At 73.0% G+C, this 14,519-nt stretch carries 15 protein-coding genes; 12 read left to right on the forward strand and 3 right to left on the reverse strand.

Annotated elements, in window-relative coordinates:
• Positions 1–22: 22 nt before the first annotated feature.
• Positions 23–673, forward strand: coding sequence for a hypothetical protein (locus AC07A6_RS13790; protein ID WP_362458879.1), 651 nt, complete (start codon positions 23–25; stop codon positions 671–673).
• 113 nt (positions 674–786) lie between these two features.
• On the opposite strand, the gene AC07A6_RS13795 is transcribed toward AC07A6_RS13790, so the two are convergent.
• On the reverse strand, positions 787–1,512 hold the full coding sequence (locus tag AC07A6_RS13795) for an SLATT domain-containing protein (protein WP_125813191.1): 726 nt from the start codon (positions 1,510–1,512) through the stop codon (positions 787–789).
• A gap of 274 nt (positions 1,513–1,786) precedes the next feature.
• Here AC07A6_RS13795 and AC07A6_RS13800 point away from each other — a divergent pair, with 274 nt between their 5' ends.
• The 7 genes from AC07A6_RS13800 (at position 1,787) to AC07A6_RS13830 (ending at position 8,151) form a co-directional block, all read left to right on the forward strand.
• Positions 1,787–2,131 carry a YbaB/EbfC family nucleoid-associated protein gene (locus tag AC07A6_RS13800; protein WP_362458883.1) on the forward strand — a complete coding sequence of 115 codons (345 nt, stop codon included), beginning with the start codon at positions 1,787–1,789 and terminating at the stop codon, positions 2,129–2,131.
• Between the two features lie 87 nt (positions 2,132–2,218).
• Positions 2,219–2,818 (forward strand): recombination mediator RecR, encoded by a 600-nt coding sequence (recR, locus tag AC07A6_RS13805; RefSeq protein WP_125813190.1) that lies wholly within the window; start codon positions 2,219–2,221, stop codon positions 2,816–2,818.
• Positions 2,811–3,458, forward strand: coding sequence for a DUF5063 domain-containing protein (locus AC07A6_RS13810; protein ID WP_478777209.1), 648 nt, complete (start codon positions 2,811–2,813; stop codon positions 3,456–3,458). The genes recR and AC07A6_RS13810 overlap by 8 nt, the downstream gene beginning before the upstream one ends.
• Positions 3,459–3,628: 170 nt before the next feature.
• On the forward strand, positions 3,629–4,909 hold the full coding sequence (locus AC07A6_RS13815; protein ID WP_362458889.1) for an aspartate kinase: 1,281 nt from the start codon (positions 3,629–3,631) through the stop codon (positions 4,907–4,909).
• Positions 4,906–5,982, forward strand: coding sequence for an aspartate-semialdehyde dehydrogenase (locus AC07A6_RS13820; protein WP_362458892.1), 1,077 nt, complete (start codon positions 4,906–4,908; stop codon positions 5,980–5,982). The genes AC07A6_RS13815 and AC07A6_RS13820 overlap by 4 nt, the downstream gene beginning before the upstream one ends.
• Before the next feature lie 436 nt (positions 5,983–6,418).
• Positions 6,419–6,976 carry a SigE family RNA polymerase sigma factor gene (locus AC07A6_RS13825; RefSeq protein WP_478777216.1) on the forward strand — a complete coding sequence of 186 codons (558 nt, stop codon included), beginning with the start codon at positions 6,419–6,421 and terminating at the stop codon, positions 6,974–6,976.
• Complete coding sequence (locus AC07A6_RS13830) at positions 6,973–8,151, forward strand: hypothetical protein (RefSeq protein ID WP_478777210.1); 1,179 nt, start codon at positions 6,973–6,975, stop codon at positions 8,149–8,151. Before AC07A6_RS13825 ends, AC07A6_RS13830 begins: the two co-directional genes overlap by 4 nt.
• Here AC07A6_RS13830 and AC07A6_RS13835 read toward each other — a convergent pair.
• Positions 8,129–8,977: an SURF1 family protein gene (locus AC07A6_RS13835; protein WP_478777211.1), complete on the reverse strand. Its 849-nt coding sequence runs from the start codon at positions 8,975–8,977 to the stop codon at positions 8,129–8,131. The genes AC07A6_RS13830 and AC07A6_RS13835 overlap by 23 nt on opposite strands.
• 43 nt (positions 8,978–9,020) lie before the next feature.
• A complete protein-coding gene (locus AC07A6_RS13840) occupies positions 9,021–10,856 on the reverse strand; it encodes a S9 family peptidase (protein ID WP_362458900.1) in 1,836 nt (611 codons plus the stop codon).
• 109 nt (positions 10,857–10,965) lie between these two features.
• Here AC07A6_RS13840 and AC07A6_RS13845 point away from each other — a divergent pair, with 109 nt between their 5' ends.
• The 4 genes from AC07A6_RS13845 (at position 10,966) to AC07A6_RS13860 (ending at position 14,375) form a co-directional block, all read left to right on the forward strand.
• Positions 10,966–11,133, forward strand: a complete 168-nt coding sequence (locus tag AC07A6_RS13845; protein WP_164720908.1) for a hypothetical protein — start codon at positions 10,966–10,968, stop codon at positions 11,131–11,133.
• Between the two features lie 170 nt (positions 11,134–11,303).
• Positions 11,304–12,605, forward strand: coding sequence for a cytosine deaminase (codA, locus tag AC07A6_RS13850; protein ID WP_478777212.1), 1,302 nt, complete (start codon positions 11,304–11,306; stop codon positions 12,603–12,605).
• 9 nt (positions 12,606–12,614) lie between these two features.
• On the forward strand, positions 12,615–13,208 hold the full coding sequence (locus tag AC07A6_RS13855; RefSeq protein WP_362458907.1) for an HD domain-containing protein: 594 nt from the start codon (positions 12,615–12,617) through the stop codon (positions 13,206–13,208).
• Positions 13,209–13,238: 30 nt separating this feature from the next.
• Entirely contained in the window at positions 13,239–14,375 is a 1,137-nt protein-coding gene (locus AC07A6_RS13860) for a hypothetical protein (RefSeq protein ID WP_478777213.1), read from the forward strand.
• Positions 14,376–14,519: the final 144 nt, after the last annotated feature.

Consider the following 14,519-nt stretch of genomic DNA (forward strand, 5'->3'; position numbering starts at 1 on the left):
GCAACGACTGATCGGAGCCCGCGTGGCCTGTGACCTGTGGCTGGTCCCCCTTGTCGACGTGCTGTGCCACAGCCCCGACAACCCCTTCGCGGAAGAGATCGCCTCGTACGACAAGGCGCTGGGCGAGGCGGGCCTGCCGTCGGTGCCCGTGTTCGCGTACATGCCCGGCCTGAGCGGGGACGTGGCCCCGGTGGCCGGCTTCGACTACGACGCCCTGCACTTCCTGCGGCGGGCGTACCTGCTGCAGATCTGCGGGTTGCCGGTGACCCCGGTGGACGAGCTGGGCGGGGACTACGAGCAGCTGCTCGAGATGTTCGAGGCCACCGCGCAGCAGTCGCACCTGGTGTGGCACTACGACCACGCGGGGGCGTACGTCCCGGTGGACTTCGAGGCTCCGCTGGCCAACGAGGAGCTGCTGGCCGGCGGCGGCCCGCTGGGGTCGGCGCAGGGGCTGCTGCGGGAGCTGGTGTTCGTGGCCCCCGCGATCGGGATAGACCCGGCGAACCCGCCCGCGGCGCCCGCGCCGCCCGGGGGGCCGACGGCACTGGAGGAGCCCGCGGGGCCCATTCCGTACGACGAGAGCCCCTTCGCCCGGGAGCGCCACGTGTGGCTGGGCCTGCACGCGGCGGCGACCCGCAGCCTAGGCCAGGGCTCGATGATCATCTTCAGCTGATGCCGGTGCCGGTGCCGGTCCCGGTCTCCTTCTCGGTGCCGACCGGACCCGGGGATCCCCCCCCGGCCCGGCCCACCGGGCGCGCCGCCCCCGTGAGCGGCGCGCCCCGCGGCTCAGCGCGGCTGCTCCGGCGGCCGCTGGCGCGGCATGTTCGGGCGGGTGCCCGGCGGCAGCGGGAACCGGGCCGGGGGGATCCCCGGGTCCGGGCGGGAGGGCGCGCCGGCCAGGGACTGCATCAGCAGCGGCGCCGGACCGGCCCGGAACTCCACCATCCAGTCGGCCGTCTCCGAGCGCACGAGTTCCGTGACGTCCTCCGAGAAGCGGCGCAGCACGGTCAGGCACCGCTCGGCGGCCTCACTGGCCGTTCCCTCGGTGGGGCCCAGCACCTCGCGCACGTTCTCCGAGGCCCAGTCGAACTGGAGCGTCTGCAGCCGCCGCTGCACCGCCTGCGCCGTCGCCACGTCCCGCATCCACCCGGACGTCAGCCCGAAGAACCGGTCGCAGGCCATGCAGGCGGCGGCCAGCAGCAGCGACAGGTAGCCGTACGAGGCCGCCCCGGGCGCCGAGCCCGTCAGCTCCAGCAGCGGCATGGCCGCGCCCGTGACGGCGCCCACGGCCGCGCCGGCCCGCAGGGCCCGCGCGCCCCGGCGCTTCCAGGCCCGGTCGGACAGGTACCACTCGGCCGTGCGCAGCGCATCGGCCTCCACCCGCCGGTAGAGCTCGTCGAGCCGCTCGGCGGGCTCTCCCCAGTCCCCGAGAGGGAACGGCCGGCCGGTAAGGTCGCCGTCCTCTGCGGGGTCCCGGGGTGGCCCCTCGGGCTGCATCTCCGGCTGACTCACCCGGCACTCCCTCTGCCTGCGCTGACGTGTGGTGCGCGTGTGCGCAATGGTGCGCATGCTCTTCCTACCTTCGAATGACGCGCGATGGGCAACGAATCCCGGGTTTTCCGCCCACAAGGAGGGCTCCATCAGGTACGCGCACGCCCCGTCTCTCACCCGAAAGAGTTGGTCCTCCCGGCGTAGGGCGCGGCGCCCGGGGAGCACGTAGGCTCGGATTGACCGAGCCTTCCCCGAAGGCGATCCGCAGCCGTTTCGACGTACGGAGTGAGTACCTGTGATTCCCGGTGGTGGCCAGCCCAACATGCAGCAGCTGCTCCAGCAGGCCCAGAAGATGCAGCAGGACCTCGCCGCGGCCCAGGAGGAGCTGGCCGCTGCCGAGGTCGAGGGCCAGGCGGGCGGCGGCCTCGTGAAGGCGACCGTCACCGGTTCCGGTGAACTGCGCGCCCTCGTCATCGACCCGAAGGCCGTGGACCCGGAGGACACCGAGACCCTCGCAGACCTGGTGGTCGCGGCGGTCCAGGCGGCCAACGAGAACGCGCAGGCGCTCCAGCAGCGGAAGCTGGGACCGCTGACCCAGGCACTGGGCGGCGGCAGCGGCATCCCCGGCCTTCCGTTCTAATCGCTCCCGCGGACCGCTCCTGCGGACCGCACCCCCCGCACCCGCACCCGCACCCAGAAGCACGCAGAAACGAAAGAAGGCAGTCCGTTGTACGAAGGCGTGGTCCAGGACCTGATCGACGAACTGGGCAGGCTGCCCGGCGTCGGGCCCAAGAGCGCGCAGCGGATCGCCTTCCACATCCTGCAGGCCGAGCCCACCGACGTCCGGCGCCTCGCGCACGCGCTGCTGGAGGTCAAGGAAAGGGTCCGCTTCTGCGCGGTGTGCGGGAACGTGGCGCAGGAGGAGCTGTGCGGGATCTGCCGTGACCCGCGCCGCGACACGGCGGTCATCTGCGTGGTCGAGGAGCCGAAGGACGTCGTCGCGATCGAGCGGACCCGCGAGTTCCGGGGCAAGTACCACGTCCTCGGCGGGGCGATCAGCCCGATCGAGGGCGTCGGTCCCGACGACCTGCGGATCCGCGAGCTGCTGGCGCGGCTGGCGGACGGGGCGGTCACCGAGCTGATCCTCGCGACCGACCCGAACCTGGAGGGCGAGGCCACCGCCACCTACCTCGCCCGCATGATCAAGCCCATGGGCCTGAAGGTCACCCGCCTGGCCAGCGGGCTCCCCGTCGGGGGAGACCTGGAGTACGCGGACGAGGTCACGCTCGGGCGGGCCTTTGAAGGAAGGCGACTTCTTGATGTCTGACGCAACGCTGCACGCCCTGGGACAGGATCCGGACGACTTCGCCGCCTCGATCGCGGACCAGATCGAGTCCTTCATCGTCGCGGTCACCGAGGTGGCCAAGGGCGAGGACCCGGACAGCGCCGTCCCCTTCCTCCTCCTGGAGGTGTCCCAGCTGCTGCTGGCGGGCGGCCGGCTGGGCGCGTACCAGGACGTCCTGCCCGAGGAGCGCTACGAGCCCGACCTGGGCCCGGAACCGGACGTGGACGACCTGCGCGAGCGCTTCGCCCTGATGCTGGAGCCGGTCGACGTCTACTCCGAGGTCTTCGACCCCTACGAGCCGCGCAAGGCCCCGGTCGCGCACCGGATCTCCGACGACCTGGCCGACGTGGTCGCCGACCTGCGGCACGGGCTGATCCACCTCCAGGCCGGCCGCGTCACCGAGGCCCTGTGGTGGTGGCAGTTCTCGTACTTCACCAACTGGGGCCCGACGGCCTCGGCGATGCTGCGCGCACTCCAGTCCCTGATCGCCCACGTCCGCCTCAACCAGCCGCTCGCGGCCCTGGACGGCCTGGACACCGACGAGGACATGGCGGAGGACGACCTCGCGGAGCAGGCCGGCGCGGTCATGGAGGAGGAGCTCGGCCGGCTGGGCCGCCGGTAGCCGGCCGCCCGGCGGGCGGGAGGCCGGCAGCGAACCGCGCCTGACCGCGCCTGACCACGCATGATCACGGTATGAACGGTTCATCTCACGATGTGGTACTCGTCGGCCGTATCGCGGTCGCTCGTTAGACTGACCCGCGACCGCAGTACTGGATTGAGCGAGGAGCGCACGTGGGCCTTGTCGTGCAGAAGTACGGAGGCTCCTCCGTAGCCGATGCCGAGGGCATCAAGCGCGTCGCCAAGCGGATCGTGGATGCCAAGAAGAACGGCCACCAGGTGGTCGTCGTGGTTTCCGCGATGGGCGACACGACGGACGAGCTGATCGATCTCGCCGAGCAGGTATCCCCGATGCCTGCCGGGCGCGAATTCGACATGCTGCTGACCGCCGGAGAGCGGATCTCCATGGCCCTGCTGGCCATGGCGATCAAAAACCTGGGCCACGAGGCCCAGTCGTTCACCGGCAGCCAGGCAGGCGTGATCACCGACTCGGTCCACAACAAAGCGCGCATCATCGATGTGACGCCGGGCCGCATCCGCACCGCGCTGGACGAGGGCAACATCGCCATCGTCGCCGGCTTCCAGGGCGTGTCCGCGGACTCCAAGGACATCACCACCCTCGGCCGGGGCGGCTCGGACACCACCGCCGTCGCGCTCGCCGCGGCGCTGGACGCCGAGGTCTGCGAGATCTACACCGACGTCGACGGCGTCTTCACCGCGGACCCCCGCGTCGTGAAGAAGGCCAAGAAGATCGACTGGATCTCCTCCGAGGACATGCTGGAGCTCGCGGCCTCCGGTTCCAAGGTGCTCCTGCACCGCTGCGTCGAGTACGCGCGCCGCTACAACATTCCGATCCACGTCCGTTCGTCCTTCTCGGGACTGCCGGGTACCTGGGTCAGCAACGAGAAGCCCGAGTCGCAAGGGGACGAGCAGGTGGAGCACGCCATCATCTCCGGAGTCGCCCATGACGTCTCCGAAGCCAAGATCACCGTCGTCGGCGTTCCGGACAAGCCGGGCGAGGCCGCGGCGATCTTCCGCGCCATCGCGGACGCCGAGATCAACATCGACATGATCGTCCAGAACGTGTCGGCGGCCTCCACGGGCCTGACGGACATCTCCTTCACCCTCCCCAAGACCGAGGGCCACAAGGCCATCGACGCCCTGGAGAAGGCGAAGGCGCAGATCGGCTTCGACTCCCTGCGCTACGACGACCAGATCGGCAAGATCTCCCTCGTCGGTGCGGGCATGAAGACCAACCCGGGCGTCACCGCCTCCTTCTTCCAGGCGCTGTCCGACGCGGGCGTCAACATCGAGCTGATCTCCACCTCCGAGATCCGCATCTCGGTCGTGACCCGCCAGGACGACGTCAACGCGGCCGTCATCGCCGTCCACACGGCCTTCGGCCTCGACTCCGACAGCGACGAGGCCGTCGTCTACGGAGGCACCGGACGATGAGTCCGCACCGGTCGGCCCCGGCCCCGGCGCTCGCCGTGGTCGGGGCGACCGGGGCGGTCGGGACGATCCTGCTCCAGATCCTGTCCCAGCGGGCGGACGTCTGGGGCGACATCCGCCTGATCGCCTCCTCGCGCTCGGCCGGCCGCGTGCTGGCCGTCCGCGGCGAGGAGACCGAGGTGCTCGCCCTCACCGAGGACGCCTTCGAGGGCCTCGGCGCGGGCGATGTCGTGCTCTTCCTGACCCCGGCCGAGGTGTCGGCGCGCTGGGCCCCCGTGGCCACCGCGCGCGGTGCCGTCGTGGTGGACCAGTCCGCCGCCTTCCGGGAAGACCCCGAGGTGCCCCTGGTGGTGCCCGAGGTGAACGGCCACGCCGTACGCAGCCGCCCGCGCGGGATCGTCGCGGGCCCGGACTGCGTGACCGCCGCGATGATCGCCGCCGTGGGCGCGCTGCACGCCGAGTACGGGCTGGCCGAGCTGGCCGTCTCCTCGTACCAGGCCGCGAGCCGCTCGGGCCGGGCGGGCGCGGAGGCGCTGCGCAGGCAGCTGACCCAGGTCGCCGGGAGCCCCCTCGGGGAGCTGCCCGGGGACGTGCGCCGTGCCGTGGGCGAGGACACCGGGCCCTTCGCGGCACCGCTCGCGCTGAACGTCGTGCCCTGGTCCGGGGAGCTGCGCGCGGACGGCTGGTCCTCGCACGAGCTGGCCGTACGGGCGGAGACCCGGCGGATCCTGGGCCTGGAATCCCTGCCCGTCGCCGTGACCTGCGTCCAGGTTCCGGTGGTGACCGGGCATTCCCTGACGGTACGGGCCCGCTTCGAGCGGGAGGTGGCCGCGGCGCACGCCCGGGAGGTCCTGGAGGCGGCGCCCGGGGTGGTCCTCGTCGACGACCCGGCGGCGGGGGAGTTCCCGACGCCGGCGGACGCGGCCGGTACCGATCCGGCCTGGGTGGGGCGGCTGAGGGGTTCGCTCGACGATCCGAGGGCCCTGGAATTCTTCGTGTGCGCGGACAATCTGCGCAAAGGTGCCGCGCTGAATGCCGCCCAGATCTCGGAACTGATCGCGGGTGAATTCGCGTAATCCGCTTTGTAGGATCGGCATCGATCCCTTGATCAAGGTGATGGCCCGACTGCCGCCTGGATGAATGGGGCATTCGGGAAGAGCGGGTACGCATGAAGGCAATGTGGAAATTGCTGAATACTCTGCCTGGCGCGTACAACCCTGACGGGGGGACGCGTGTCCAACGGGCGTGGCAGAGGCACTGTTGGACGTGGCCGTCCTACCGGCGCGCAGCGGGATCGTTCCCTCGCGCCGGCGCCCAGGCGCGCCCGGCGGCGGCTTCCCTGTGATCGTGCCCGTCCCGCCGGCCAGCGTGCCGCACATCGCACCGCCGACCCGGGGCGGCCGCGTGCCCTCGCCCCGCGATAGCGCGGACACCGCCACGAGCCCGCAGCCGACGGGGACCCTCCCGCCCGAGGCCGTTCCGCCCGGCACCCTGCCCGCGCCCGGCGCTTCGATATCCGGCGCTCCGGCGCCCGACGAGGGCGCCGGAGCCGATGCCGAGCGGCCGGTCGTGGCCGGTACCACCGTCGACCACCTCACCGAGACCTACCAGGCCCACTACCGCTCCCTGCTGGGCCTGGCAGCGCTCCTCCTCGACGACACCGCCTCCTGCGAGGACGTGGTCCAGGAGGCCTTCATCCGCGTCCACTCGGCCCGCAACCGGGTGCGGGACCGGGACAAGACGCTCGCCTATCTCCGCCAGACCGTCGTGAACCTCTCGCGTTCCGCGCTGCGCCGACGCATCCTCGGTCTGAAGCTGCTGTCGAAGCCGATGCCGGACATGGCCAGCGCGGAGGAGGGGGCCTACGACCAGCTGGAGCGCGACGACCTGATCAGGGCGATGCGCGGGCTCCAGCGCCGTCAGCGCGAGGTGCTCGTACTGCGCTACTTCGCCGACATGACGGAGGTCCAGGTCGCCGAGACGCTCGGCATTTCGCTCGGCTCGGTCAAGGCGTACGGATCGCGGGGCATTGCCGCGCTGCGGGTGGCGATGGAGGCTGCGCAGTCATGAGGGACGACCACGAGAACCTGCCCGGCCCGGCCGGCACCGCCACGGCCGACGAACAGCTGCTGCGCGGCCTGTTCGCCGGAGCCGTGCAGGGGCTGGAGCCCTCCGAGGGGGCCCTGGAGCGGCTGCGTCACGCGGTTCCCGCGCGCCGGGCCCGCAAGCGGCAGGCCCTGCTGGCGACGGCCGCGGTGGCGCTGCTGGCGGGCACCGCGATCCCGGCCGCGCTGCACCTGAGCGCCGACGAGGAAGCGGTGGCCGGGCACTCGGCCATGGCCGGCCACGGGGCGTCGCAGGGCCCCAAGGCGGCCGACGCCTCCGACCCGCGGCAGAACGGCTCCGACACCGCGGCCGCGCCCCGCCCGGTGGGGTCACCGGGCGGCGGCCAGACCGCGGGCGGCGCCGCGCAGCCGTCCCCGCAGACGAGCGGCTCCCCGTCGGGCGGCACGTCCGCGGGCCCCGTCGGCGCCGGAGCGGGCACCCCCACGGGCGGCGCCGGCCATGGACCGCTGCCCCCGGTGGGCGCGGCGCCCGGCGCGGCTCCGGGGTGCACGGCAGACCAGCTGGGCGTGTCGGGCAGTGCCCGCGCTCCCGAGACCGACGGGAAGGTCTACGGCAGCTTCAAGGTCACCAACGTTTCGGCGCGGGGCTGCACGGTCTCCCGCCCGGACACCGTGACCGCCGCCCCGGTGGCACCGGTCGGCCCGCCGCCCGCCCCGGCGGCCGCACCGCCGGTGACGGTGACGGACCACAAGGCGGGGGACCCGGCGAGCGCGCTGCTGCCCGACCCGTCGGCCGAGGCGCCCGTTGTGCTGCTCCAGCCCAACACCGCGTACGAGGTGCGGTTCGCCTGGGTGCCCTCCGGGCAGTCCTGCCCGGCGGCGAAGCCGGCGCCTTTGCCGGAGTCCCAGCAGGAGGCCGGTACGGCTCAGCCCACGGCCGGCCGGCTGGGCGGGGGGGCGGACGGTGCGGCCGGCGGTACGGCCGGCGGTACGGAGCCGGCGGGCGCCGACGGGCCCCCGGCCAAGGATCCGCAGACCGGCTCCAGGAGCCCGGCGGCGGCCGGGGTGGAGGTCTCCCACACCCCGGGCACGGGCGCCCCCGTCACCCAGACCACCATCCCGGCGGCCTGCGGCGGCACGGTCTACCGCACGGGCCTCATTCCGCCGGGCGCGCCGTAGCCGGCTCCGGCGTCGGCTCCGGCTTCCCTGCGGCGTCCGCCTCCGTGTCTGCGGGCGCGGGTGCGGGGGCTTCGGCGGGCAGCAGTCCCGCCTCGGCGTCGCGCAGGGTCTCCACCTCGCGCCGGTAGAGCCGGAACCACATGAACAGCACGAAGGCGACGAAGACGAACCACTCGCCCGTGTAGCCGAGGTTCTGGAAGGCCTTCAGGTCCAGCCCGGTGTTGTTCGGCGCCTTCGCGGGCACCGGGGTCATCCCGTCCACCGGCGTCTGCACCGTCAGCCAGGCGTCGTACAGCGGCTCGTGCACCAGGTTGACCAGCGTGGCCGCCCCGATCACCCCGAGCTGGCCCGGCGGCAGCCCGCCCTGCGCGTGCACGCCCTTGGTGCCCGAGTTCTCCGAGGACTGCAGGGCCCCCGTCACCTCGACCCGCCCCGTCGGCGGGGCCGGCGCCTTCGCCGGGTCGGCCGTACCCGGCAGCCAGCCCCGGACCACCGGGACCGTCTTCCCGGAGTCGGTCCGCAGCAGGGTCAGGACGTAGAAGCCGGGCTTCCCGCCGAGGTCCCGTTCGGGGACGAGCAGCTGCTGCCCGTACTCGCCGGCCGTGGAAGCCAGCCGCCCGGAGGTCTTCGTGTCCACCGGGAGCAGCGAGTCCAGCGGCTCGGCGGCCTGGTCGGCGGGCCGCTCGGCCTGCGCCTCCTTGTGGCTGCCGACGCGGTCCTCGAACCGGCCGAGCTGCCAGGTCCCCATGAACAGGCAGAAGGGGATGGCGAGCGCGACGAAGACGTTGATCCCCCACCAGCGCGGGGTCAGGAGAAACCGGTGCACCCCACCAACGGTACGGGGGGTGCACCGGAAGCCCGGTGCCGGGTCAGCGCGGCAGGCCCTGCGGCAGGTGCTTCAGCGCGAATTCGAGGTCCATCCGGACCTGCTTGATGCGCTCCTCCACGACCAGCGAGCCGTGTCCCGCGTCGTAGCGGTACACCTCGTGCACCGCGCCGCGCGCCGCGAGCCGGTCGACGTAGTTGTCGATCTGCCGGATCGGGCAGCGCGGGTCGTTCACGCCCGCCGCGATGTGCACCGGCGCCTTCACCGCGTCCACGTACGTCAGCGGTGAGGACGCCTCGAACCGCTCCGGGACCTCCTCCGGGGTGCCGCCGAAGAGGGTGCGGTCCAGGGCCTTCAGCGCCTCCATCTCGTCGTGGTACGCCGTCACGTAGTCCGCCACCGGTACGGCGGCCAGCCCGACCGCCCAGTCGTCGGGCCGCATGCCGATGCCGAGCAGCGTCAGGTAGCCGCCCCAGGACCCGCCCGAGAGCACCAGCCGCGCCGGATCCGCGAGGCCGGAGGCCACGGCCCACTCCCGGACCGCCGTGATGTCCTCCAGCTCGATCAGGCCGACCCGGTGCTTCAGGGCGTCGGTCCACTCGCGGCCGTAGCCCGTCGAGCCCCGGTAGTTGACGCGGACCACCGCGAAACCGTGGTCCAGCCAGGCCGCCGGGGTGGCCGCGAAGGCGTCGGAGTCGTGCCAGGTGGGCCCGCCGTGGATCTCGAAGACCGTCGGGAAGGGGCCGTCGCCGTGGCCCACGGGCCGCTGCGCGAGCGCGTGGATCCGCCCGCCGGGCCCCTCCACCCAGACGTCCTCCACCGGTACCGAGGCCGGCGGCCGCATGCCCGGCGGGTCCAGGACGACCCCGCCCGCGGTGGACCGCACGACGGCCGGCTCGGCGGCCGAGGACCACTGGTACTCCACGGTCCCGTCCGGGCGGGCCGTCGCACCCGACACCGTTCCCGGCGGGGTGTCCACCCGTACGAGTTCACGCGCGGCCAGGTCGTAGCGCCACAGCTCGCTGCGCGCCTCGAAGCTGTGCGCGATGAGCAGCGCGCTCCCGTCCGGGTACCACTCGGCGCTCACGTCGCCGGGCAGGTCGACGGCCAGGTCCTCCTCCGTCCCACTGGCCACGTCCCACACCATCGGCTCCCAGCGGCCGCGCCGCTGGTGCCCGATGAGCAGCCGGGTGTCCCCGGCGACGGGTGCGAAGCCGAGCACCTCCAGTCCCAGTTCCTCGGTGCCGCCCCGGGAGTCGTCCAGCTCGGCGACGGTGGCGCCGTCGAGGGTGGTCACGCGCAGCGCCGAGTGCATGGCGTCGCCGTGCTCGGTGTGCTCGATCGCGAGGAGGGTCCCGTCGTACGACAGGTCGCCGACACCGGCCGACTCGCGGTGCCGGTAGACGACCTCCGGGGCGGCCCCGGGGCGTACGACGTGGATGGTGGAGCCGTCCTCGTCGGTGGACCGGCCCACGACCGCCGTGCCGTCACGGCCGATCGCGAGGCCGGCGGGGTAGGAGGGCTCCAGGCCGGGGGTGGCGGGCTCGTCCGGGCCGCCCGCGAAGGGCTGGCGGACCCAGGTGCCGAACTCGTCGCCGTCGGTGTCGGAGAACCACCAGATCCACTCCCCGTCGGGGGAGAGCGTGCCGTCGGTGGTGCCGTTGGGGCGGTCGGTGGCCTGCCGCTGCGTGCCGGTGGCCCGGTCCCAGGCGTAGAGCTCGTAGGTCCCGGTGGCGTTCGAGACGAAGAGCGAGCGGTCCGGGGCGTCCTCGGCCCAGTCGGGCAGGCCCACGCGCGGTGCCCGGAAGCGCTTCTCCCAGTCGGGCATCTCGGAAGCGGGTGCGGTGCCGGGGGTCAGGTCGCTGTCGCTGCTGGTCATGCGCTCCATTCTTACGGGTCCGGCCGCGGTGGGCGGCCGGGATGCCGACTGCGCCGAATGGGCGCATGGTGGTGTGCGTACGCCGAACGCTTGCGAGAGGGTGTTGATCATGGCCAAGAAGGCCCGTACCGGCCACCACAGCCACCAGGATTCCGAACGCGCGATGGCGAAGAACACGGCGGCCGAGGCACGTGCCAAGGCCGCGGGCAGAGAGGCCCAGTCGCTCTCCGCGAAGACGCGAGGCATGCAGCAGAAGGCACAGGCCAAGCGCGGCTGAGCCTCGGCACCGGTCACCGGTCCGATGTTTCACGTGAAACGTCGGGCCGCGTGCCGCTGTTGGGGCCACGTGCCCGCGCAGGGCCGCAGAAGTCCGCGTTGCCCGCACGGGTCCGCGCAGGGCCGCAGAACCGCGTGCGCACCCCGGGTGGGGTGCCTAGGCTGGAGCGCATGCGGATGATCGTCCGGGGCGCCCGGCTGCTGCACGAAGACGGCCTGTCCGACGTGGAGGTCGCCGAGGACGGCCGCATCGCACGGGTCATCCCGTACGACGACCAGAAGGAGCCGCCCGCGACCGGCGTGCTCATCGAGGCCCACGGCGGGCTGCTCACCGCCCCCTTCGCCGAGCCGCACATCCACCTGGACACCGCCCTCACCGCCGGCCGGCCCCGCCCGAACGCCTCCGGCACCCTGTGGGAGGGAATCGCCTGCTGGAGCGAGCGCAAGCGCACCCTGACCCGCGAGGACGTGATCGCGCGGGCCACCGAGGTGCTGCGCTGGCAGGCGGCCAACGGCGTGCTGCACGTCCGTACGCACTGCGACGTCACCGACCCGTCCCTCACCGCGCTGGACGCGCTGCTGGAGGTCCGCGACCGGGTGCGGGACATCATGACCCTGCAGATCGTCGCCTTCCCGCAGGAGGGCATCGTCTCCTTCCCCGACGGCGAGGCGCTGCTGCGCGAGGCCGTCGCCCGCGGGGTGGACGTCGTCGGCGCGATCCCGCACTTCGAGGACACCCGCGAGGACGGCGTCGCCTCGCTGCGGACCGCGTTTGCCGTGGCCGAGGAACACGGACTGCGCGTCGACGCCCACTGCGACGAGATCGACGACGAACAGTCCCGCTTCGTGGAGGTGCTGGCCACGCTCGCGCTGCGCTCGGGCCTGCGCGAGCGCGCCACCGCTTCCCACACCACCGCCATGGGCTCCTACAACGGCGCCTACAGCTTCAAACTGCAGCGGCTGCTCGCCCGTTCCGGCATCAACCTGGTCGCCAACCCCTTCGCCAACCTCAACCTCCAGGGCCGCTTCGACGCCTACCCCAAGCGTCGCGGCCTCACCCAGGTGAAGGAGATGCTGGCCGCCGGGGTCAACGTGGCCTTCGGCCACGACGACGTGATGGACCCCTGGAACGCGCTCGGCACCGCCAATCCGCTGCAGACCGCCCTCGTCGGCCTGTACGCCGCCCAGCTCACCGGCGCGGACGACATCCCGCTCGCGTTCTCGATGGTGACCGAGCGCGCGGCGCGCGTCCTCGGCCTGTCCTCCTCCGAGTACGGGATCACGCCGGGCGCCCCCGCCTCCTTCGTCCTCCTCCCGGCACCCACCCCCGCGGAGGCGATCCGCCGCCAGGTCCGGCCGCGGTACGTCGTCTCGCGCGGCACCGTCCTCGCCGAAACCCCGCCCGCACCGGCCCGGTTGTGGTGGCCGGGAGAGGACGGCCCGTCGGCGGTGGACTTCACCGCGCCCCTCTAAGGTGCGGGCATGACGTGGACCCTTCACAACCTTGATTCGGACACGGCCCGTTCGGCCTTCGAGATCGCCTCGGAGTACGCCGACGCCGCCCTCCTCAACCACTCCGTCCGCTCCTACGCCTTCGGCGCCGAGTACGCGCGCGTGCACGGGCTCGCGTACGACGCGGAGCTGCTCTACGTCAGCGCCCTGCTCCACGACCTGGGCCTGACCGCGCCGTTCGACAGCCACACCCTGCCCTTCGAGGAGGCCGGCGGACACGTGGCCCGGCTCTTCACGGCCGGCCTGGGCTGGCCCCCCGCCCGCCGGGCCCGCGCGGAGGAGGTCATCGTGCTGCACATGCGGGACGACGTCACCGCCGCCGAGGACGTCGAGAGCCACCTCCTCCAGGTGGGCACCAGCGCCGACGTGTCCGGCCTGCGCGTGCCCGACTTCGACCCGGCCTTCGTGTCCGGCCTGCTGGAGCACCACCCCCGCCTGGGCTTCGGCCCTTCCTTCCTCGCCCTGGTCGAGGACCAGGCGGCCCGCAAGCCCACCTGCGCGGCGGCGTCCTACGTCGCGGGCGGCGCGGCGAAGCGCATCGCCGCGAACCCCCTGGACGCGTGACGCGCACGCCGCTGCTGCGTTGAGGGGGGAGTGAACGCCACTCACCCCTCATCGGAGTACCCCTTCCTGGACGGCGACGCCCTGTCCTTCCGGCCGGTGGGCTTCGCGCAGCTCACCCGGGGCTGGGTGGTCGACGTCAGGGCCGCCGACCTGGTGGCCCTGGCGGCCTCGGTCGACAGTGCGCGCCGGCTGCGGGCCAGGCGCGGGTACCTGGGGGAGACCGAACCCAACCTCGGCCTGGCCGCGATGCTGCGGCACCATCCCAAGGACTTCGGGTTCGTCGGGCAGATCGTGCTGGGCGCCGATGCCGTGGAGCTGGTTCCCGAGCCGGGCGGGTTCCCCGCGCACATCCAGATCATCGGGCCCGAGTGCATCGACGGTGCGCAGCGGCTGATGATCATTGCGGAGGCCGTGGGGAGTGTTCCGAACGCCAACCTCGAGCAGGCGGTCCTGCGCGTCGAGATCCTCTGCGGGAAGGAGCGCCGGCGGGCCCGGGTCCTGTACGACACGGCCGACCGCCACCAGAACGCGTCGACGGCGCAGGACGGTCTCATCCGCTGCCCCCACCTCCTCCGCCTGATGGACGCGGACTGGGAGAAGGGGAGTTTCGACCCGCGCCGGGGTGTCACCACGGGCCCCCGGGGCGAGCGCTTCACGATGACCGACGTGACCCAGGCACTCGCCTGCCTCTCCGACGACCCCATGCCCGAGGTCGCGAACCTGGTGGCCACGGCAGAGGGGCGGGAGGTGTTCTGGGGAGGCATCGGCTCCCCGCTCTACGGACAGCTCATCCACGGGGACATGACGCCGCTCGGCGTCACGCGGGCGGTCGAAGCCTGGCAGCAGGCCGAGAGCGTACTGGCGGCACTGCCCGGCCGGCGCAAGCCGCAGGGACACGGCCACCTCCTCAAGTACGCCCCCGCCCTGGTCTGCTGGCTTGCCTGCCGTGGCCTCCCCCTCGCCCTGCTCCACGAGGACAGGTCGGGCTACCGGTGGGACGAGGCCATCTCCTTCCGGCTGCCCGCCGCGACGGAGGCCGCCGCCGAGCTGCTGGTGAGCCGCTACCGGGCCCTCCGGCCCGGCACCCGCCAGTACAAGCCGGAGGCGCCGACCATGGGCCTCTGGCTCGAACTCCTCGAAGGCCTCCCGCCGCAGCCGCCGCTCTAGGGGGTGTCCGCAAAGTGGCTCCCCCAGCTACCGCTGGGAGGTGCCCCCAGCCCCGCGACGCCCGGCACGCGCTCTCGCCGCACCGGGCGAAAGACCGAGTACGTCCAGTACGAGGTCTTCCGCCCGGCACGCCGAGAGCACGCA

Source organism: Streptomyces sp. NPDC044002, assembly GCF_056434525.1.